Genomic DNA, 19883 nt, shown 5'->3' with positions numbered 1-19883 from the left:
GGGGGAGGATTCGAACCTCCGAAGGTAGAACCGTCAGATTTACAGTCTGATCCCTTTGGCCGCTCGGGAACCCCTCCACTAAAGAGGTCGCATTTTCCGGAAATCCCCGCTCGCTGTCAACCACTATCTCACTTTTAAATGACAAAAGTCTTTCGAGGCACAGCAAAACGGATTACCAACTGCATCTGAACTGGCGGCATAGTATACTGCTTGGCTATTTTTATATTTCGCATTGGAGTTTTTTATGGAGCAATACCGTGGCACCACGATCCTTTCATATCGTCGTGACGGCCAGGTAGTCATTGGTGGCGACGGTCAGGTCAGTCTTGGCAATACCATCATGAAAGGCAACGCCCGCAAGGTCAGACGTTTGTATCATAACCAAGTCATTGCTGGGTTTGCCGGCGGTACTGCCGATGCATTTACTCTGTTTGAGCGCTTTGAAGCTAAACTGGAAAAACATCAAGGCAACTTGACCAGAAGCGCTTTAGAACTCGCAAAAGATTGGCGTACCGACAGAATGATGCGTCGCCTTGAAGCGTTATTAGCGGTTGCCGATGCTGAGGCTTCTTTGATTATTTCAGGTAACGGGGATGTTATCGAACCGGAAAATGGTCTGATTGCTATTGGCTCTGGCGGACCATTCGCCCAGGCAGCTGCTACTGCATTACTACAGAACACCGATTTATCGGCCCGTGAGATTGTTGAAAAAGGCTTGAATATCGCAGCTGATATCTGCATTTACACCAATCATAACCTGACCATTGAAACATTGGATTACAACAAATAATCATGAATCAATCACTTACGCCCAAACAAATCGTCCACGAATTAGACAAACATATCATCGGACAACATGAAGCTAAAAAAGCTGTTGCCATAGCGTTGCGTAACCGCTGGCGCCGTCAGCAACTCGACGCCACCTTACAACAGGAAGTGACCCCAAAAAATATTTTGATGATTGGTCCAACCGGCGTAGGCAAAACAGAAATTGCCCGACGTCTGGCTTCATTGGTTAATGCGCCGTTTATTAAAGTTGAAGCCACTAAATTCACTGAGGTGGGTTATGTAGGACGTGATGTTGAATCGATTATTCGTGACCTCGCTGAAAGCGCAATGAAAATGCTGCGTGAAAACGCCATCAGTGACGCCAAACCCCGCGCTTTGGATGCTGCTGAAGAACGTATTCTGGATGCACTACTGACACCAGCTCGCGGCACATTAACCGAAGAAGAATCCAATACCCGGCAGAAATTCCGCAAAATGTTGCGAGAGGGCAAACTGGATGAGCGTGAAATCGAACTGGAATTGGCTCAACATCAGATGGGTGTCGAGATCATGACACCGCCAGGTATGGAAGAACTGACCAGCCAGTTACAGGACATGTTTCAAAGCATGGGTAATCAACGCAAATCCACCCGCAAACTGACGGTTGCAAAAGCGATGCGTCTCATAAGTGAAGAAGAAGCCGCCAAACTGATTAACGAGGAAGACTTAAAAGCTGAAGTTATTCACCGGGTTGAACAAACAGGTATCGTATTTCTCGACGAGATTGACAAAATCACCCACCGTGGAGAAGGCGGTGGCAGTGGTGCTGATGTCTCGCGTGCCGGAGTACAACGTGATTTATTACCGTTGGTTGAAGGCAGCACTGTTTCAACCAAATACGGCATGCTGAAAACTGATCACATATTGTTTATTGCTTCCGGTGCATTTCATTTAAGCAAACCATCCGATCTGATCCCTGAGCTACAGGGTCGTTTACCGATCCGGGTGGAACTTAATGCGCTAACAACAGACGATTTTGTCAGAATTCTGACCGAACCGGATGCCTCGCTTACTGAACAATATTCAGCCTTACTGGGTACTGAGTCGGTTGATTTAAGCTTTACCCCTGATGGTATCAAACGGATTGCTGAACTGGCCTGGCAAGTGAATGAAAAGACCGAAAACATCGGCGCACGTCGTTTACATACTTTGCTCGAAAAACTGTTGGAAGATATTTCCTATCAAGCCGGTGAAGAAGCTGAACAAAAATTTGTTATTGATGAAAATTATGTGAGTCAACAGCTGTCAGAGCTGGTTCAAGACGAAGACTTGTCGCGCTACATTCTTTAAGGATTTTTATGAGTCAGGCACCATTGCCAAGCGAAATTCAGCTGCACAAGCAATCTCGTAAACTTGAACTGGTTTACGGCGATCAACATTATTTGCTGTCTGCCGAATTTCTGCGCGTGCACTCTCCTTCCGCTGAGGTTCAGGGTCATGGTCCAGGACAGGAAGTGTTACAGGTTCACAAAGAAAATGTCGGTATCAGCAATATTGAGCCGGTCGGCCATTACGCCATCAAAATTTATTTCGATGACGGCCATGATAGTGGTTTGTTCAGTTGGGATTATCTTTATGAACTTTCCATTCATCAAAACGAATACTGGCAAACTTATCTGGAAAAATTGATGGCGGAAGGTTACGAACGTCAGCGTGATGCCTGAGGAATTTATGGAAGATAAAAACACTACGCACTTCGGCTTCAAGCAAGTTCCTACCGGTGAAAAAGCCAAACATGTTGCTGAAGTATTTCATTCTGTCGCCGGTCGCTATGACTTGATGAACGATCTGATGTCGATGGGGATCCATCGGATTTGGAAACGCTTTACCTTGCACAATAGCAATGTTCGTCGTGGTGCCAAGGTGTTGGATATCGCCGGAGGAACCGGCGATTTGACGGCTAAGTTTGCCGATATGGTTGGTCCGACCGGTAAAGTGGTGCTGGCTGATATCAATGCCTCAATGCTGAACGTTGGTCGCGATCGACTTACTGATATGGGCAAAGCCGGCAATATTGAATATGTTCAGGCCAATGCTGAAACGCTTCCATTTCCTGATAATACGTTTGATTGCATTACCATTGCTTTTGGCCTGCGTAATGTGACCGATAAAGACAAAGCCCTGCGCTCAATGCTACGAGTACTCAAACCGGGTGGAAAGTTACTGGTATTGGAATTCTCCCAACCAGCCAGCTGGTTAACGTCTATTTACGATACCTATTCGTTTAAAGTATTACCGGCTCTGGGCAAACTGTTTACCAACGATGCTGAAAGTTATCGCTATCTGGCGGAATCAATTCGCATGCATCCGGATCAACCCAGCCTGAAAAAAATGATGGAAGAAGCCGGTTTTGAACGTGTCGACTTCATGAATATGTCTGCCGGTATTGTCGCTTTACACAGCGGCTATAAATTCTAACTTATGAGTTTGTTGTTAAAGCCGCTGGAACTGGCACTGAATCACGCGCTGCGCTTTGATACGGAAAGCCATCAACAGCTTCAGCAATTTGCAGAACGCAGTATCCGTATTGATATTTCAGATCTGAATATTGCCGTTATCGCCAAGTTTACTGACAACCGAATTCTGTTAGAAACGGCTGGTGAACAGGTTGCTGATTTGATGATAAAAGCAGATAGTTTTGCCTTGCTGAAACTTTTGCAGCAACCGGAGAGCCTGTTTTCCAATCAGATTAAGATCCTTGGTGATGTCCAGTTCGCCAAACAATTGCAGGATTGGCAGCAACACTTTGATTTTGACTGGGAACAGCAACTCGCCAGATTCACTGGTGATACTTTGGCCTACCCTCTGGCTCAAAGTGTTCGTCGCGGTTTTGCCTGGTTGAATTTCAATCGTCTGGAATTCGAACAAAGTGTGGCGGAATATCTCCGGGAGGAGAGTCAATATTTGCCCGATAAATCGCAAACAGACCGATTTATGCAAAAAGTAGATCTGCTTCGAGCCGATACCGATAGGTTGGAAGCCCGAATCAAAAGACTGCAAAACACCATTGAGAGAAAATCATGAAACTCGGTCAGTTCGGACGCTTATTGCAAATTAACCATGTTTTGGGCCGTCATCGACTCGACGAACTGATTCTTGCCATACATTTTTTCCGTCCCTACCGTTTTCTCAGCTGGTTTTCTCCTTATCGCTGGCGTCATAAAGCCGACTTACCCAGAGGGGAAAGGATTCGGCTGGCGTTACAGGATTTAGGACCAATTTTTGTCAAATTTGGTCAAATTCTTTCCACCCGCCGGGATTTATTACCGGAAGATATCGCCGATTCGTTGGCAAAACTGCAGGATCAAGTTGCCCCCTTCCCTAACGATATTGCGTTAGCACTCATTCACGCCGCCTATGAAGAAGGCGAACCGGAACGCATTTTCAGTCATATCGATGCCGAACCATTAGCTTCAGCATCGATTGCACAAGTCCATGCCGCCACCTTGACCGATGGCAAGCAGGTCATCCTTAAATTAGTGCGTCCAGGCATTGAGAAAGTCATTCGTCGTGATGTCGATCTGCTTTATACCCTTGCTGGTTTAGCTGAAAAATATTGGTCGGAAGGCAAACGCCTTCGTCCTCGTGAAGTCGTGGCCGAGCTTGAAAAAAATCTGTTTGATGAGTTGGATATGTTGCGTGAAGCCGCATCAGCTTCCCAACTCAAACGGCATTTTGCCGACGAACGGTTATTGTATGTGCCTGAGGTTTACTGGTCTTTGACCAAACCGAATCTACTGGTGCAGGAACGGGTATTCGGCGCACCGATAAGTAATATCGCGTTGCTGAAACAGCATAATATTGATTTAAAACTGCTGGCCACCATTGGAGTAGAAATCTTTTTTACCCAGGTATTCAGGCACAGTTTTTTCCATGCCGATATGCATCCCGGCAATATTCTGGTCGATGTCAGTAATCCCCAGTTACCGCGTTATATCGCCATTGATTTTGGCATTATGGGCACGCTGTCACCTGACGATCAGCGTTATCTGGCCGAAAACTTTCTGGCTTTCTTCAATCATGATTATCGTCGGGTTGCCGAGCTGCATATCCAATCCGGCTGGGTTCCTGCTGAAACGCGAATGGATGAGTTTGAATCAGCTATTCGCAGCGTTTGCGAACCCATATTTGCTCGTCCGCTAAAAGAGATTTCATTTGGGCAGCTGTTGTTAAGACTGTTTCAGACTGCACGCCGTTTTAATATGCAGATCCAGCCACAATTGGTTTTACTGCAAAAAACATTGTTGAATATTGAAGGCCTGGGACGGGACTTGTATCCCGATCTGGACTTATGGCAAACCGCCAAACCGATCCTCGAACAATGGATGAAGGAAAAACTTGGCTGGCAAGCAGCTGTAAAATCGCTGCAGAAGGAAGTGCCTACCTGGGCAGAGACCTTACCAGCTCTGCCGAGAATGCTGCATGATTTAACCAAACAAGCTCAGTCCGGGCAATTGCATATGCAATTGTCGTCACAAGATTTAGAAAAGATCCGCCGCGAAGTTCGGCATTCCAGTTACCGAACAGCAACCGCTGTCAGTGGCGCTGCCTTTATTGTTGGCGCAGCCGTTATCAAAGGTCTGGATGGTTATTCATCAAATATGCTGGCCGGCATGCCAGTGCTCAGCTGGGTCCTGGGGCTTTGGGGCGGATTAATGCTTTATTTCAGCCTGCGCAGTTCCGATTAATCAGAACAAACCGCTGATTACACCTTTATCATCGATATCAATTCGTTCTGCTGCTGGAGTTTTCGGCAAACCGGGCATAGTCATCACATCGCCGCAGAGCACGACAATAAAGCCTGCGCCTCGTGATAAACGCACATCCCTCATAATCAGGATATGTTGGTCAGGAGCACCGCGTAAACTCGGATCACTGCTGAATGAATAAGGTGTTTTAGCCATACAAACCGGCAACTCACCATGCTCTGCCTGAAAGTCATTGAGTTTATTCATGACTTTTTTGTCAGCAACCACTTCGCTGGCACCATATAAACGTTTGGCAACGTTATTGATTTTGTCCCATAAGGACTCCTGATCGCTATACAGTAATTCACATTGACCCGGTTGCTGTAATTTTTCCACCACGGTTTTTGCCAGCAACTCGGCACCCGCTCCACCTTCTGCCCAATGTTTAGCTATCACTGCAGTAGCTCCCATCGCTTCGACAGCGTTTTTAATCAATGCAATTTCTGCATCACTGTCCTGGCTGAAATGGTTAATCGCGACCACGCATTGCAGGCCGAATTCATTTTGCAGATTATGTAAATGCTTACGCAGATTGGTCAGCCCCAATTCAAGAGCAGATAAATTTTCAGCGGCGAGATCGGCTACATTCACCCCACCATGGTATTTCAAGGCTTTAACTGTCGCGACCACCACCGCCAAGTCCGGGCGAATACCAGCTTTACGGCATTTGATATTAATAAATTTCTCAGCGCCTAGATCTGCACCAAAGCCGGCTTCAGTAACTACATAGTCACTCAGTTTTAATGCCATTTTGGTAGCGATAACTGAATTGCAGCCGTGGGCAATATTGGCAAAAGGTCCGCCGTGCACAAATGCGGGGTTATTTTCCAGTGTTTGTACCAAGTTTGGCTTAATCGCTTCTTTCAGCAGGGCTGTCATAGCTCCGTGAGCTTTCAGATCACTGGCATATCTTGGTGTGCCATCTATCGAATAACCAATCAAAATATTACCAAGGCGCTGTTTCAATTCACTTAATGAGGCGGCCAGGCAGAAAATTGCCATCACTTCCGAAGCAACCACGATATCAAAGTGATCTTCACGGACAAAGCCATTGGCTGGCCCGCCCATTCCAATGGTGATCTGCCTTAAAGCACGATCATTCATATCCACTACCCGCTGCCAGGTGATCTTGCGGGTGTCTAGTTGCAAGGCATTGCCATGATGTATATGGTTATCAATCATTGCTGCCAAAAGATTATGTGCAGCGGCGATAGCATGAAAATCACCGGTAAAATGCAGATTGATGTCTTCCATCGGAACCACCTGCGAATAACCGCCACCAGCTGCTCCACCTTTCAAACCAAAGCATGGACCCATTGAGGGTTCACGCACACAAACCGTGGCCTTTTTGCCAATACGATTTAGCGCGTCACTTAATCCAATGGTAGTGGTGGTTTTACCTTCTCCGGCTGGAGTGGGGCTGATCGCGGTAACCAGAATCAATTTACCATCTGGTTTTGCTGCCAAATCGTCCATTACTTGCAGAGAAACTTTGGCTTTATAGCGGCCATAGCTATCCAGATCATCTACCTGCAAACCTAATTTTTGCGTAGCGATCTCGGTAATATTCTGCATTGTTGCGTGTTGGGCGATTTCAATATCTGACATGCTATTTTCCGAATTTTGGCTCTGCGGGCATTATACGCGAGTTAATTTATGGCCCTGTATCTGGGCCGATAATTATTCGCCCCAACGTGGCATTAATTGGTGTTTGATAGAGGCTTGATCAAGAATTCTGGCCACTACAAAATCAACTATATCTTCGAGAGTCTGCGGCCGAAAATAAAAGCCGGGATTCGGTGGCATGATGCATACACCGAGCCGGGAGAGTTTCAGCATATTTTCCAAATGGATTGGTGAAAATGGCGCTTCTCTTGGAACTAGGATCAATTTACGTTGCTCCTTGATCATCACATCAGCGGCACGATTGATCAGGTTATCACTAGCCCCACAGGCAATGGCGGACAATGTGCCCATAGTGCATGGACAGACAATCATCGTAGGGACGGAGTGAGAACCGCTTGCCAGCGGGGAAGACCATTGTTGCTCGCCATACAGCTTTAGCTGTCCTGGTTGGCAAGCAAATTGTGCCTCTAGAACTTTAGTTGCATCGGCAGCACGCGCCGGTAGTTTCCAGTCCAGTTCATCGGCTAACACAATCCGTCCGGCAGCAGAAATCATCAGATGAACAGTTATTCCCTGATTCAGTAATTGCTCCAGTAGACGTTTGGCATAAGGCGCTCCCGAAGCGCCAGTGATAGCCAGGGCAATTTGTTGCGGATCAGTCATTAGCTAATGCATCCAGAATTTTTTGATGTATACCGCCAAAACCACCGTTGCTCATCACAACAATATGATCGCCGTCTTTGCTCTGCTGAGCTAACTGCCTGACCACATCCTCAATATTTCGATGCAAGGTCGATCTATCTCCCAACTGCTGTTGAATACTGTCTAACGACCAAGCTAATTGTGGATCCTGGTACAGAATAACGATATCAGCCGCTTGTAGTGAGGCGGCTAATGTCTGTTCATGCACCCCCATTTTCATGGTATTGGATCGCGGTTCTAATACCGCAATCAGTCGTTGCTGACCAATATTGGCACGCAAACCTTGCAATGTGGTGGCAATCGCCGTCGGGTGATGAGCAAAATCATCATAAACTTTTATGCCACGGCATTCGCCTCGCAGTTCGAGGCGGCGTTTGACGCCTTTAAACTGAGTCAGGGCTTCACAGGCGTGCTCTACTGTCACACCGACATGGTGGGCAGCAGCAATCGCTGCCAAAGCATTGTGAACATTATGCTTGCCCAGTAATGACCAGTTCACCTTTGCAGTGTGCTGTTGATGTTGCACTGTGAAACTATGCCCATCTTCTGCCATTTCCGTTAATTGCCAATCCGCCTGGTCACCATCCAGCGTCTGTCTTGGCGTCCAACAGCCCCGCTCTAGAGTCTGTTCAATTGCCGGAATCGCATGCGGAGTAATCAGCAGGCCTTCGGCAGGAACGGTGCGAATCAAATGATGGAACTGGGTTTGTATTGCAGCTAAATCAGCAAAGATATCTGCATGATCAAACTCCAGATTATTAATCACCAATGTGCGTGGGTGGTAGTGAAGAAATTTACTGCGCTTGTCAAAAAACGCGGTGTCATACTCATCGGCTTCAATTACAAAAAAAGGCGTGCCGCCAATAGCTGCAGATTGACCAAAATTACCTGGCACCCCTCCGATCAAAAAGCCCGGTTGCATTCCCGCATATTCAAGAATCCAGGCCAACATACTACTAGTAGTAGTTTTACCATGGGTACCGGATACTGCTAATACCCAGCGATTAACCAAAATATTTTCTGCCAGCCACTGTGGACCAGAAATATAGGGTAATCCCTGATTCAATACATACTCTACGGCAGCGTTTCCCCGCGACATCGCATTGCCCATCACCACCACATCAGGTGCAGGTTGCAGATGTTCCGCTAAATATCCTTGCATAACCTCGATACCCGCAGCAGCCAGCTGGTCACTCATTGGCGGATAGACATTGGCATCCGATCCGGAAACCGTGAATCCTCGTTCACGAGCTAATAAAGCAAGTCCCCCCATGAACGTGCCACAGATCCCTAAGATATGAATATGCATTCAAGCAACTCCCGACATGACCAAGCCATTAAAAATGATAGCCACAACTACATACAGAATGGTTAAGGCAACGGCTTTGGGTGCGGATATTTCGAGAGTACGACGAATAATATGTGCCGTTACCATCAGGCTCCAGAACATCACCAGCATCAGCGCAAACAAAATAAAATTCGCTGTGTCTGACTGCTCTGCATACTTATGAAATGCCCATAAAAATGGCATGGCCAGCAATCCTAATAGACTGCCCGTTCCCGCCATTGCAATCAGAGTCTGTTGATAGCGCGGTACAAAATGGTTTAATCGAAGTAATAAATACAGAAAAGTCATCAAGATCAGCAAATCACTGACAGCCGACCACAAACTGATCCGCAGCGACATATCAATCTGGTTTATTAATACGCTGACACAAAAATAGGCCAACAATACTAAGTGCATTAGTTGATTATTTGCTGGAAGGCTATCTGGTCCAGATCTGAACAGGCAAATGTCTGTAAATCGCAGTATCAATTTCATGTGCGGCATCATAGCGCGTCAGCAATGGTTCACAAAATTTTTCTTGTCATAGTTGCCATCAGTTAAATAAAAAAACCCGACAGCGCATAACGCTGCCGGGTTTAGATGAATCTTTGTTTTAGAGGTTAGTCGTCCAGAACAACACCCCATGGGAATGCGCCGACTTTAATGGTTTCAATTCGCTCCTGCTTGGCAGTATCGACAACTGAAATCGTGCCATCCACGCCATCAGCGGTATAAAGCAAAGAGCCATCTTTAGATATCTCTATACCCCAGACCCGATTACCAACAGGAACATTACCTTTTAATTCAAGTGTTTTGGCATCTAAAAAGGCAACTGAATTACCACGGCCAGTGGTGACATATAACATTTTGTCATCAGGGCTCACTTTAATATCCATTGGTTTGGATTCTTCCACATCAATGGCGGCTTTTTTGGTAATTTTGAATGTTTCCATATCAATGATGGCAACTTCATTACCAATTTCACTGGTCGCATAAGCCAAACTGCCGTCACTGTTAAATGCTAGACCACGCGGACGGGCAGCTACCACTAAATTGGCTACCAGCTCGTAACTGCTGGTATCAATGATATGCACCATATTGCTGGATTCACTGGTCACCAAAGCATATTTACCAGTGGGAGAAACAGCAACACCCTCAGGCTCAATACCGACCTTCACGACTGCCAGTTTTTCATTACTTTTCGGATCAAGAAAAGTGGCCTCACCATCATCCTCGTTGGATATAACAAGATGGCCACTCACTGGATTGACACCAAATGTTTCAGGATCATCACCGGAATCTAATGTTCTAAGTACTTCTAATGTATTTACGTCGACCACAGCAATGGCATTATCCTCACTGATCGCGACATAAAGGTGTTTTTGATCTGGTGATAAGCCAATACCACGTGGGCGTTGACCAACATCAATAGTGGCTTCAACTGTATTGGTCCGTGTGTCAATAACACTGACGGTATTATCTCTTTCGTTTGTTGCAAACAAACGATGAGTAGGTTCAGCTACTGCTGCGGTGCTCGCCAAGATCATTGAACTCAGTAAAAGGGTTTTAAATTTCATTCATCGTTCTCCTTAATATTTCTCACATTATTTGCATGTTACTTTGCCGAGACTATCCAAGCCACCATCAAAACCACGTAGTGGAGCTTCAGCAACAATTTTATTATCGTTATTAACCAGCAACAGGATCTGGCGTAATTGTCCGTTTTCACGGAAGTTTGTGTTGTCACCCTTCTGACCGTCAAACACCAGATCGTTTTTAAGATGATTCAACATAAATGCAGCATCATACTGCATAGTTTGCACAACGGAATCTGCAACCATCTTGGTTCCAGCCCAACCAGCCCATGCCTCATCAGTCATCGCTTGGCCTTGGCTTTTCTCAAAACGGTTATTCAATTGGCTTGCCGCAAATTTAACAAAATCTTTATGCCAGCTTTGGACCTTAGCAGGTTTGTCTGGATTCTTCTCTTGCCACTGCGCTAATGCATCTGTGCGCATACTGTCACTTGGCGTTACATGGAGTAAATTCGGCAAACAGGCATCCCGCAATTCATCGGAGCTGGAAGAAAGATTGATAACCGGTATTGCGGCAAACTTATCAGATTGGGCAACTTTCATAATGTAATCATCATCGGTTGCCAATAATACGACGGTATCAACATCTGTTGACTCTAGTTCACTTGGTTCAACGACTTTAACTTGATACTTCTGCCCTAAAAAGCCACCTTGTAAATTAGCTTCTTCAATTCCTTGCTGAATCCCGAGCCAGACTTGACCATCAGTCGGTCCGACATAGTGCATCGTGACATCAATTTCATTAGCCATTGACCATTGCGGCCAGGCAAAAACCAGGAATATGCCATATTTTTTTATGCATTTCATTCATCTCTCCTTACATTACAAAACCATCTCCAAGATACTTACTTAGATGACTTTGATAATCAGAAAAATCCTTAACAATTAAGGAATTTATCCTGACCGGCGTTACCAAAAAACTATTTTTTATTTACATATCAATACGTTAAACAACTATACAACGCTCTAGTACTCGTACGAATATAAAAAATGGTTGATATAAACCACTTTTATACTCATACAACATTATTTCTACTCAAGAATCCTCAATTAAGGCCGCTATAAGTCTTACTAAATACAGAGTGAATCTAATGAAAAATAAAGCATTGGAATTGGATCTAAGGCAAATCAGGCAAGGATTGGAGGAGTTCGCCACATTCATGAGTTATAAAAGTAACTATGAAGGTTTACGGATCTTAAAAGTAGAAACGCAACATGGCGACGAATCTCCGGCTCCAGATAATGTGGTGTCGATAGAAAATGCCCGGCTCAATCGAGCTGATAGCGTCGAACCGATTCCAGTCAAACACTACCGATAAAAAAGGCCCGCATCGCGGGCCTTAATCATCACACCTGACTTCCATCAGGATTAACTTCTTCATCACCCTCTTTCTCTGGCGGCATCAAATCAGTTTTGGTGACTCCCATCAACAATACGGCCGTACCGGCAACATAAATAGATGAATAAGTACCCACTAGAATCCCAATCATCAACGCCGTTGCAAAAGCATGGATAACTTCACCACCAAAAATAAATAATGACAAGACAACCAGCAAGGTGGTCATCGATGTCATGATGGTCCGACCTAATGTTGCATTGATAGAAGTATTGATGACTTCCAACGGTTCGGCCTTGCGCATTTTCAGAAAGCTTTCACGAATCCGGTCGAATACGACGATGGTGTCATTAAGCGAATAACCGATAACCGCCAATATTGCAGCTAAAACTGTCAGATCAAAGTCCAGACGGAATAAGGAGAAAAAGCCGACTGTAATAACCACGTCATGAATCAAAGCAAGTACCGATGCTATCGCAAAACGATATTCAAAACGTAATGCCACATAAATCAGAATACCAATCAAGGCGTAGACCATCGCCAGACCACCATCTTCAGCAAGCTCTTCACCCACTTGTGGTCCAACGAATTCAACCCTTCTAACGTCAATGGCTTCAGTTTGTTCTGACTGTAACAAAGTTACAACCTGGTTACTGATTTCAGCCATGTTTTCCGTTTCAATGACCGGAAGCCGGATCAATACTTCAGTTAACGAACCAAAATTCTGCACCAAGGCATCTTCAAAACCACCTTGCTCCAAGGTACTTCGGATTTCACCCAAATCGATAGGCTGTGGATAGCCGACTTCAATCATCGTGCCACCGGTAAAGTCGATACCAAAATTCAGACTATTAGTGACGATTGAATAAACCGATATCAGTAGCATTATCGCCGAAAACGCTAATGCGTACTTGCGAATTCCGACGAAATTAATGTTTGTTTCTTTGCTCAATAAATGCATGACACAAGCCTTAATTAAATAGACAATTTAGGTCGTTGTTGGCGACCATAAATAAGGTTAATAACCATGCGAGTGCCAACAATAGCAGTAAACATTGACGTCAAGATGCCAAGTGTCAGCGTAACGGCAAAGCCTTTGATCGTTCCGGTGCCAAAGCCAAACAGTACAATTGCAGCAATCAGCGTTGTAATATTCGCATCGGCAATTGTAGAGAAGGCCTTCGCATAACCGGCATCAATACTGGCACGTGGACTGTTGCCCGATCTCAACTCTTCACGAATACGTTCAAAAATAAGCACGTTGGCATCAACCGCCATACCCACCGTCAAAACGATACCGGCAATACCAGGCATGGTCAGTGTGGCTTGCAACATCGACAATAAAGCAACAATCAATACCAGGTTAGCTGCAAGAGCCAAATTAGCTACAGCCCCAAACACGCGATACCAGATAATCATAAACACCAGTACCAGAGCAAAACCAATCATTACTGACGCAAAGCCCTGATCGATGTTTTCCTGTCCAAGGCTCGGCCCGACAGTCCGTTCTTCAACGATATCGATTGGTGCAGCCAACGCACCGGCTCGAAGTAACAATGCCAAATCACGTGCTTCGGTGGTGCCATCTAAACCGGTAATTTGGAACTTCTTACCCAACTGATCACGGATAGTCGCCACACTGATAATCTCAGGTAGCTGACGCCTTACACTGACTTCTTCGCCATCGATAATCTGGGTTTCAATTTTTGATTCAATAAATACCACTGCCATCGGGTTGCCGATATTGTCGCGGGTAATATTGCTGAAGATACGGGCCCCCTTACCATCCAATGTTACGGATACTGCTGGTGAGCCGGTTTGTCCATCAATGGTTGAAGCAGCATTGATAACATGTTCGCCAGTCAACATGACGCGTTTATTTAACAGATAGGGTCTGCCATCGCGATGGTAGAACAGTTCGGAATTAGCTGGAACTCGACCATTTATAGCGTCTTGAACGTCATTTTCAAAATCAACTAAACGAAATTCCAATGTTGCCGTCGCACCTAGGATTTTTTTCGCTTGAGCCGTATCCTGAACCCCCGGTAATTGAACAACAATCCGTTCTTGTCCCTGCTGTTGAACCGTCGGCTCAGCAACACCCAGTTCGTTAATACGATTACGTAAAGTGGTGATGTTTTGCTGTAAAGCCAGACTTTGCGTTTCGCGCACTGTCGCTTCGCTTAATCGAATCGCCACAGTTGGTCTGTCAGCGTTTTCATCTGCTACAGCAGTAATCTCGTTATGTTCACGATTGATTTCACGGATAGCTGCATCACGATCGGCTTCTTCACGAAACCCGAAGGTCAAGACATCACCATTCACATTCACCTGCGTATAACGAATCGTCTTATCGCGAAGCAAAATTCGAATATCGCTGGCGTAACCTTCAAGTGATTGTTTCAACACTGTGTCCATGTCCACTTCCATCAGGAAATGCACACCACCACGTAAATCCAAACCAAGGTTCATTGGTTTGGCACCCATCGAGCGCAAAATTTGTGGTGTATTGGGCGCTAAATTCAATGCCACAATATAATCATCTGCGCTCAGGCTTTGCTGAATAAGTTCACGAGCTTTAAGTTGATCATTGGCATCCGTAAAACGAATCAATAAACGATTTTCTTCAAGCACAACGCCTTTGTAAGGAATTTCAGCTTGCTTCAATGTTGACTCAATTTCATTTGCAAGTTGCAAATCAACAGTATTTTGTCTGCTAGCGGAAACCTGCACCGCAGGATCATCGCCAAAAAGATTTGGCATGGCATAGATAATGGCAATGACAATGACTGCCACGACCAATAGGTTTTTCCAGAGGGGGTATCGGTTCATCTTAAGATCCAGATATCAAAAAGGCTGCTCTCCGGCAGCCTCTTCTCATTTACAATTTTTTCAATGTGCCTTTAGGAAGCACTGAACTGATTGATTCACGACGCACTTTCACTTCAACCGTTTCAGCGATTTGTAGATTGATTGCATTGTCGTTGATCTCGTTGATTTTTCCCATCAAACCACCATCGGTAACCACTTCATCACCTTTGGCCAGTGCTTGCTGCATGGTGCGGTGAGCTTTAGCACGTTTTTGTTGAGGACGAATCAACATCACATAAAACAAAACCAACAAAATGATTGGAAAAGCGAAATCCAATAAGCCTGGTGAGCCAGATTGTGATGCCGCAGCTTCAGCAAAAGCAGGTGAAATCAGAAAATCCATCGTGTTTCCTCTAAACTGACAAATAAAAGACAGTGATTATGCCACAGCCAACTTCTGGCTGATAGCCAATTGCGTTATTGGGCTTGTTGTTGGCGCATTGCATAAAAAGACTGTCGAAACTGCTGCAAAGTGCCTGACTCGATTGCCGCTCTAAGCTGCTGCATCAAGCGTTGATAATAATGCAGATTATGAATGGTATTCAGCCTTGGGCCGAGCATTTCACCAGTACGGTCTAAATGATGCAGATAAGCGCGGCTGTAATTCTTGCAAGTGTAACAATCACAATAAGGATCCAACGGACCTGTGTCAGTTTTATGACGACTGTTACGGATCTTGATCACCCCCTCATGAACAAACAAATGTCCATTGCGGGCATTACGCGTTGGCATCACGCAATCAAACATATCCACCCCAAGACTCACACCCTCAACCAAATCTTCCGGTCTACCAACCCCCATCAGATAGCGAGGTTTGTCAGTCGGCATTTTGTCACTGAGATGATGAAGAATTCGCAGCATATCGTCTTTCGGCTCACCTACCGATAAACCACCAATGGCATAACCATCAAAGCCGATTTCCGTCAGGCCTGCCAGAGATTCATCGCGTAATGCTTCATGCATGCCGCCCTGAACAATTCCAAATAAAGCGGAGGAGTTATCACCATGGGCGATTTTACTGCGTGCTGCCCAACGCAGTGATAAGCGCATCGAAATCGCAGCGGTCTTTTCATCCGCCGGATAAGGGGTACATTCATCAAAGATCATCACAATATCACTGCCTAAAGCACGTTGAACAGCCATAGACTCTTCCGGCCCCATAAACACCTTGTCACCACTCACCGGCGAACGGAAATGCACACCCTGCTCGGTAATTTTGCGTAGATCGCCAAGACTGAATACCTGGAAGCCACCAGAATCGGTCAGGATGGGTTTATCCCAGCGCATAAAATCGTGTAAGTCGCCATGCCGCTGAATAACATCGGTGCCAGGGCGCAACATCAGATGAAAGGTATTACCAAGAATAATCTCAGCACCGGTCGCCTTAACCTCTTCCGGCGTCATAGCTTTAACTGAACCATAGGTACCAACTGGCATAAATGCCGGCGTTTCTATGGTGCCTCTAGCAAAACTGAGTTGCCCGCGTCGTGCGAGTCCATCCTGGGCTGATGTAACAAATTTCATGGTGTAAACTCATCAAAAATTGGCGCACAGGATAGCATTATCCCCGACGTTCCAGTGAATTCAGACGCAAAACCCTATTAGTTAAGGTAGGATCAGCGTTCAATTTTGTTAGTGGAAACCCACATGTCTCAATCAAACATTATCGTTGCACTGGATTATTCCGATGCAAATGCCGCTCTCGCAATGGCGGAACAATTAGATCCAACACGTTGCCGGCTTAAAGTCGGCAAAGAGTTATTTACCATCAGCGGGCCGGAAATTGTAAGAAATCTCCAGCAAAAAGGTTTTGATATTTTTCTGGATTTGAAATATCACGATATACCAAATACCGTTGCCAAAGCCTGTACTGCAGCCGCCGACCTTGGTGTTTGGATGATGAATGTTCACACTTTGGGCGGCCCGGCAATGATGTCTGCGGCACGTGAAGCGATTGGCAGTCATCATGATGCTCCCTTGCTAATTGGTGTCACATTGCTCACCAGCATGGATCAAGAGACATTTGAGACTATCGGCTTGCAGGGCACCATTGCTGAAACCGTGTTAAGACTGGCCGTGATGGCAGCTGATAATGGTTTGGACGGTGTGGTTTGTTCAGCACATGAGACCGCCATGTTAAAAGCTGAACTGGGTAGCCAGTTTCAATTAGTCACTCCTGGTATTCGTCCTGCTGGTAGCGCCAAAGGCGATCAACATCGCATTATGACACCCGCTCAGGCCATTCAGGCGGGTAGTCATTATCTTGTTATAGGCCGCCCGATCACTGGCGCGGCAGATCCGATGCAAAAGCTGATTGAGATTGAAACCGAATTACGTTAAAAAAAACCCGCTACATGAGCGGGTTTGATTACACAATTTTGTCCGGTTAAACCTTGAACTTGGAAGAAGCATCTTGCAATTGAGCTGACAGACTGCTCAAGGTATCCACTGCTTCGGAAGTCGCTCTGGCACCATCTGCAGTATGATCTGCGATCTGGCTGATATTCACGATACCGCGATTGATATCCTCGGCAACTGAGCTTTGTTCGTTTGCTGCATTTGAGATCTGCGTACTCATTTCATCCATAGTGGAGATCATCGCAGTAATCGAATCAAGTGCTGAACCGGCACTTGCCGCTTTTTGCACACTGGTTTTGGCACTTTCACGGCTTTCATTCATCACTTTCACCGCAGCACGGGCACCTTGCTGCAAGCGTTCCACCATTTCTTCAATTTCGTGAGTTGAAGATTGCGTTCTGGCGGCCAAGGTACGCACTTCGTCAGCAACAACCGCAAAGCCACGACCATGCTCACCTGCACGGGCAGCTTCAATGGCCGCATTCAGCGCCAATAAATTAGTTTGTTCGGTTATACCGCGAATAACATCAACTATCGCACCGATATTACCGATATCCGCTTCAAGCTCACTTAATGTGACGGCGGCTTTTTCAACCTCGCTGGCTAAAGTATCGATTGAGCGCATGGTTTCCAATACCACCTGCTTACCGGCTTTTGCTTCATTATCAGCATTGCGCGCTGCTTCGGCTGCATTGGTCGCTGTTCGTGCAACTTCCTGAACAGAAGCCGTCATTTCGTTCATGGCTGTGGCCACTTGATCGGTTTCTTCCTGTTGCTTTAATACGCCAGTCACCGTTTCCTTGCTGATAATCGTCATATTTTGTGTCGCAGTGTTCAGCTGACTCACACCACCGATTAATGTGTGTACAAGATTGGCGACATTTTTACGGGCACTGTCCAGTTCAAATGCCATCCAGCTGAAATCACTTTTGCCGGAGATGGCGATTTTTTGCGTCAGATCACCTTTTTTAATATTCTGGATACCGTTTACTAGGGTGGTTGCCCGTTTATCACCAAACCGCCCAATGACGTGGGCCATGAACATGATAAAAATACTACCAATGACAACAAATCCAGCAACGACTTTAAGCTGTTGCATCGAACTGAATTCATTCAGCTCCATGTAAAACATCAAACCAGCCAGCAGCAACAAAGCGATAATGCCTAACCCGGCTACGATATACATGCGTTTTCTCAGCGAATAATTCTCTAACTTAAACACGCCGCACTCTCCAATCTAAGTCCATCATTATTATAATTATCAAGCAAATACACTGACACCAACACTATTATCTGTTGAAACGTCTGATAAATGTGTACTTTCATCATCATTATCGTCCACTTCAACGATAACTTGAGCTGTATTACTATCTTCACCCAATTGTTCATCTTGCTCAGAGCCTTGTGAAGATTGCTCCTGATGACTAACTTCGGCATGATTGAGTGCTAAACCATTTTCGATAAAGCTTTCACGTAAGCGAGGCAGAGCCTGCTCTAAAGCATCTCTTGCGGCCGCATTCGAAGCAATAAAAGTGACACTTGTCTGTTCATTTTGCATGCTCAATCTAACTTCTACCGGCCCTAGATGGGCGGGATTCAGTCTTAATTCAGCTTGTTGCACACCTTCTCGCGCCATCCATACTACCCGACTGCTCATTACTCGAGCCCAGGCAGCATTATTCAATTGCGGTTGAATATCCAATGCGACAGGCGGGCTGCCAACAGTGGCCGCTGCTACGGGTGGTGTGGCCGTCCCCGTTGTTGTTGAAAACACCAAAGGATTACTCAATGTTGTGGCTGAGCTTCGTTCCGTTTGCGGCTCTAGCTGACGCATTGAGGCAATCACTTCTGCACTGACCACATTGCTTTGTTGTGGAATTTTACCCGCGTTTTGCATCATTGATTTGAATTTTTCTGTCGCGACAGATTCACCCTCTGTACCTTGTTTTTGCAACGCCTGAAGGATGTCCGCACGAATTGAAGTCGCCGACAGCTCTGCAGTATTTGTTTGTCCCTGAGCAGTCTGATTCGCTTTGCCAGTATCCGTTGAAATAGTAGGAACGACAGTCTTGTTGCCCGATGCAACAACATCAGAGATTTTTTTATCAACAGCGGTCTCACTTGAATCTGCCAAGGATAAAACCGGTAGTGGATTGGCTTGTTCAGTCATTTTTATTGCCGCCTCGCCATCCGTTGTTTCAGCGTCGGTATCAGACTTTTCGGGCGGCAACTTTTTGCCGTCTTTCGTTTCAGCTTTTTCCGCTTTGGTCGTTTTATCTTTATCTTCTGTCTTCACTTCCTGAGTTGAATCCGCTTTGGCTGTTTTATCCTTTCCACGCGGTTGTGTGTCATTGACGCGACGGTCTAACTCAGATGCAAAAGCCTCATTATCCTTACTGTTTGTAGTGGCGGTAACCGGTTTATCAGCATTATTGCCGGTGGGGGCATTAATTACCGGAAGGTTCAGCAACTGGGTCATATCATTTCCTTA

At 45.7% G+C, this 19883-nt stretch carries 20 protein-coding genes; 8 read left to right on the top strand and 12 right to left on the bottom strand.

Annotated features, from left to right (window positions below):
• Positions 1–244 precede the first annotated feature (244 nt).
• The 6 genes from hslV to ubiB are packed head-to-tail and all read left to right on the top strand — an operon-like array spanning position 245 to position 5516.
• Entirely contained in the window at positions 245–790 is a 546-nt protein-coding gene (hslV, locus tag Q7V21_RS07990) for an ATP-dependent protease subunit HslV (RefSeq protein ID WP_069296979.1), read from the top strand.
• Between the two features lie 2 nt (positions 791–792).
• On the top strand, positions 793–2118 hold the full coding sequence (gene hslU, locus Q7V21_RS07985) for an ATP-dependent protease ATPase subunit HslU (RefSeq protein WP_304916784.1): 1326 nt from the start codon (positions 793–795) through the stop codon (positions 2116–2118).
• Positions 2119–2126: 8 nt separating this feature from the next.
• Positions 2127–2492: a DUF971 domain-containing protein gene (locus Q7V21_RS07980; RefSeq protein WP_304916783.1), complete on the top strand. Its 366-nt coding sequence runs from the start codon at positions 2127–2129 to the stop codon at positions 2490–2492.
• Positions 2493–2499: 7 nt separating this feature from the next.
• Positions 2500–3246: a bifunctional demethylmenaquinone methyltransferase/2-methoxy-6-polyprenyl-1,4-benzoquinol methylase UbiE gene (gene ubiE, locus Q7V21_RS07975; protein ID WP_304916782.1), complete on the top strand. Its 747-nt coding sequence runs from the start codon at positions 2500–2502 to the stop codon at positions 3244–3246.
• 3 nt (positions 3247–3249) lie between these two features.
• Positions 3250–3852, top strand: coding sequence for an SCP2 domain-containing protein (locus Q7V21_RS07970; RefSeq protein ID WP_304916781.1), 603 nt, complete (start codon positions 3250–3252; stop codon positions 3850–3852).
• Positions 3849–5516, top strand: coding sequence for a ubiquinone biosynthesis regulatory protein kinase UbiB (gene ubiB / locus Q7V21_RS07965; RefSeq protein ID WP_304916780.1), 1668 nt, complete (start codon positions 3849–3851; stop codon positions 5514–5516). The genes Q7V21_RS07970 and ubiB overlap by 4 nt, the downstream gene beginning before the upstream one ends.
• Here ubiB and Q7V21_RS07960 read toward each other — a convergent pair whose 3' ends face one another.
• The 6 genes from Q7V21_RS07960 to Q7V21_RS07935 all read right to left on the bottom strand — a co-directional run bounded on the left by Q7V21_RS07960 (position 5517) and on the right by Q7V21_RS07935 (position 11633).
• Positions 5517–7184, bottom strand: coding sequence for a formate--tetrahydrofolate ligase (locus Q7V21_RS07960; RefSeq protein WP_304916779.1), 1668 nt, complete (start codon positions 7182–7184; stop codon positions 5517–5519). It lies immediately after the preceding gene.
• 72 nt (positions 7185–7256) lie between these two features.
• Positions 7257–7865 carry a UbiX family flavin prenyltransferase gene (locus Q7V21_RS07955; RefSeq protein WP_304916778.1) on the bottom strand — a complete coding sequence of 203 codons (609 nt, stop codon included), beginning with the start codon at positions 7863–7865 and terminating at the stop codon, positions 7257–7259.
• Positions 7858–9213: a UDP-N-acetylmuramate:L-alanyl-gamma-D-glutamyl-meso-diaminopimelate ligase gene (mpl, locus tag Q7V21_RS07950; protein WP_304916777.1), complete on the bottom strand. Its 1356-nt coding sequence runs from the start codon at positions 9211–9213 to the stop codon at positions 7858–7860. Before mpl ends, Q7V21_RS07955 begins: the two co-directional genes overlap by 8 nt.
• Entirely contained in the window at positions 9214–9648 is a 435-nt protein-coding gene (locus Q7V21_RS07945; RefSeq protein WP_304916776.1) for a hypothetical protein, read from the bottom strand.
• A gap of 203 nt (positions 9649–9851) precedes the next feature.
• Positions 9852–10808 carry a PQQ-dependent catabolism-associated beta-propeller protein gene (locus Q7V21_RS07940; protein WP_304916775.1) on the bottom strand — a complete coding sequence of 319 codons (957 nt, stop codon included), beginning with the start codon at positions 10806–10808 and terminating at the stop codon, positions 9852–9854.
• A 27-nt stretch (positions 10809–10835) separates the two neighbouring features.
• The gene (locus Q7V21_RS07935; RefSeq protein ID WP_304916774.1) at positions 10836–11633 is read right to left on the bottom strand and encodes an ABC transporter substrate-binding protein; all 798 of its coding nucleotides are present in this window, start codon (positions 11631–11633) and stop codon (positions 10836–10838) included.
• 284 nt (positions 11634–11917) lie between these two features.
• On the opposite strand from Q7V21_RS07935, the gene Q7V21_RS07930 reads away from it, so the two are divergent.
• Complete coding sequence (locus tag Q7V21_RS07930; protein ID WP_304916773.1) at positions 11918–12145, top strand: hypothetical protein; 228 nt, start codon at positions 11918–11920, stop codon at positions 12143–12145.
• A gap of 28 nt (positions 12146–12173) precedes the next feature.
• Here Q7V21_RS07930 and secF read toward each other — a convergent pair whose 3' ends face one another.
• The 4 genes from secF to tgt form a co-directional block, all read right to left on the bottom strand.
• Entirely contained in the window at positions 12174–13124 is a 951-nt protein-coding gene (secF, locus tag Q7V21_RS07925; RefSeq protein WP_304916772.1) for a protein translocase subunit SecF, read from the bottom strand.
• 14 nt (positions 13125–13138) lie between these two features.
• Complete coding sequence (secD, locus tag Q7V21_RS07920; RefSeq protein ID WP_304916771.1) at positions 13139–14995, bottom strand: protein translocase subunit SecD; 1857 nt, start codon at positions 14993–14995, stop codon at positions 13139–13141.
• A gap of 49 nt (positions 14996–15044) precedes the next feature.
• Positions 15045–15377 (bottom strand): preprotein translocase subunit YajC, encoded by a 333-nt coding sequence (yajC, locus tag Q7V21_RS07915; protein WP_304916770.1) that lies wholly within the window; start codon positions 15375–15377, stop codon positions 15045–15047.
• A gap of 74 nt (positions 15378–15451) precedes the next feature.
• Positions 15452–16558 carry a tRNA guanosine(34) transglycosylase Tgt gene (gene tgt / locus Q7V21_RS07910; RefSeq protein ID WP_304916769.1) on the bottom strand — a complete coding sequence of 369 codons (1107 nt, stop codon included), beginning with the start codon at positions 16556–16558 and terminating at the stop codon, positions 15452–15454.
• Between the two features lie 123 nt (positions 16559–16681).
• On the opposite strand from tgt, the gene pyrF reads away from it, so the two are divergent.
• A complete protein-coding gene (gene pyrF, locus Q7V21_RS07905) occupies positions 16682–17374 on the top strand; it encodes an orotidine-5'-phosphate decarboxylase (protein WP_304916768.1) in 693 nt (230 codons plus the stop codon).
• A 46-nt stretch (positions 17375–17420) separates the two neighbouring features.
• Here the strand turns inward: pyrF and Q7V21_RS07900 are convergent, their stop codons facing one another.
• Both Q7V21_RS07900 and Q7V21_RS07895 read right to left on the bottom strand, forming a co-directional pair.
• The gene (locus tag Q7V21_RS07900; RefSeq protein WP_304916767.1) at positions 17421–18614 is read right to left on the bottom strand and encodes a methyl-accepting chemotaxis protein; all 1194 of its coding nucleotides are present in this window, start codon (positions 18612–18614) and stop codon (positions 17421–17423) included.
• Between the two features lie 39 nt (positions 18615–18653).
• Complete coding sequence (locus Q7V21_RS07895) at positions 18654–19871, bottom strand: flagellar hook-length control protein FliK (RefSeq protein ID WP_304916766.1); 1218 nt, start codon at positions 19869–19871, stop codon at positions 18654–18656.
• Positions 19872–19883 lie beyond the last annotated feature (12 nt).

Source organism: Methylophaga sp., from assembly GCF_030651745.1.
Note: the sequence above shows the minus strand (reverse complement) of the source record. Positions and strands in the feature narration are given on the sequence as shown.

Excerpts from the sequence above, each read along its gene's own strand:
- hslV (WP_069296979.1), top strand. The coding sequence starts at position 245 with ATGGAGCAATACCGTGGCACCACGATCCTTTCATATCGTCGTGACGGC.
- hslU (WP_304916784.1), top strand. The coding sequence starts at position 793 with ATGAATCAATCACTTACGCCCAAACAAATCGTCCACGAATTAGACAAA.
- Q7V21_RS07980 (WP_304916783.1), top strand. The coding sequence starts at position 2,127 with ATGAGTCAGGCACCATTGCCAAGCGAAATTCAGCTGCACAAGCAATCT.
- ubiE (WP_304916782.1), top strand. The coding sequence starts at position 2,500 with ATGGAAGATAAAAACACTACGCACTTCGGCTTCAAGCAAGTTCCTACC.
- Q7V21_RS07970 (WP_304916781.1), top strand. The coding sequence starts at position 3,250 with ATGAGTTTGTTGTTAAAGCCGCTGGAACTGGCACTGAATCACGCGCTG.
- ubiB (WP_304916780.1), top strand. The coding sequence starts at position 3,849 with ATGAAACTCGGTCAGTTCGGACGCTTATTGCAAATTAACCATGTTTTG.
- Q7V21_RS07960 (WP_304916779.1), bottom strand. The coding sequence starts at position 7,184 with ATGTCAGATATTGAAATCGCCCAACACGCAACAATGCAGAATATTACC.
- Q7V21_RS07955 (WP_304916778.1), bottom strand. The coding sequence starts at position 7,865 with ATGACTGATCCGCAACAAATTGCCCTGGCTATCACTGGCGCTTCGGGA.
- mpl (WP_304916777.1), bottom strand. The coding sequence starts at position 9,213 with ATGCATATTCATATCTTAGGGATCTGTGGCACGTTCATGGGGGGACTT.
- Q7V21_RS07945 (WP_304916776.1), bottom strand. The coding sequence starts at position 9,648 with ATGCACTTAGTATTGTTGGCCTATTTTTGTGTCAGCGTATTAATAAAC.
- Q7V21_RS07940 (WP_304916775.1), bottom strand. The coding sequence starts at position 10,808 with ATGAAATTTAAAACCCTTTTACTGAGTTCAATGATCTTGGCGAGCACC.
- Q7V21_RS07935 (WP_304916774.1), bottom strand. The coding sequence starts at position 11,633 with ATGAAATGCATAAAAAAATATGGCATATTCCTGGTTTTTGCCTGGCCG.
- Q7V21_RS07930 (WP_304916773.1), top strand. The coding sequence starts at position 11,918 with ATGAAAAATAAAGCATTGGAATTGGATCTAAGGCAAATCAGGCAAGGA.
- secF (WP_304916772.1), bottom strand. The coding sequence starts at position 13,124 with ATGCATTTATTGAGCAAAGAAACAAACATTAATTTCGTCGGAATTCGC.
- secD (WP_304916771.1), bottom strand. The coding sequence starts at position 14,995 with ATGAACCGATACCCCCTCTGGAAAAACCTATTGGTCGTGGCAGTCATT.
- yajC (WP_304916770.1), bottom strand. The coding sequence starts at position 15,377 with ATGGATTTTCTGATTTCACCTGCTTTTGCTGAAGCTGCGGCATCACAA.
- tgt (WP_304916769.1), bottom strand. The coding sequence starts at position 16,558 with ATGAAATTTGTTACATCAGCCCAGGATGGACTCGCACGACGCGGGCAA.
- pyrF (WP_304916768.1), top strand. The coding sequence starts at position 16,682 with ATGTCTCAATCAAACATTATCGTTGCACTGGATTATTCCGATGCAAAT.
- Q7V21_RS07895 (WP_304916766.1), bottom strand. The coding sequence starts at position 19,871 with ATGACCCAGTTGCTGAACCTTCCGGTAATTAATGCCCCCACCGGCAAT.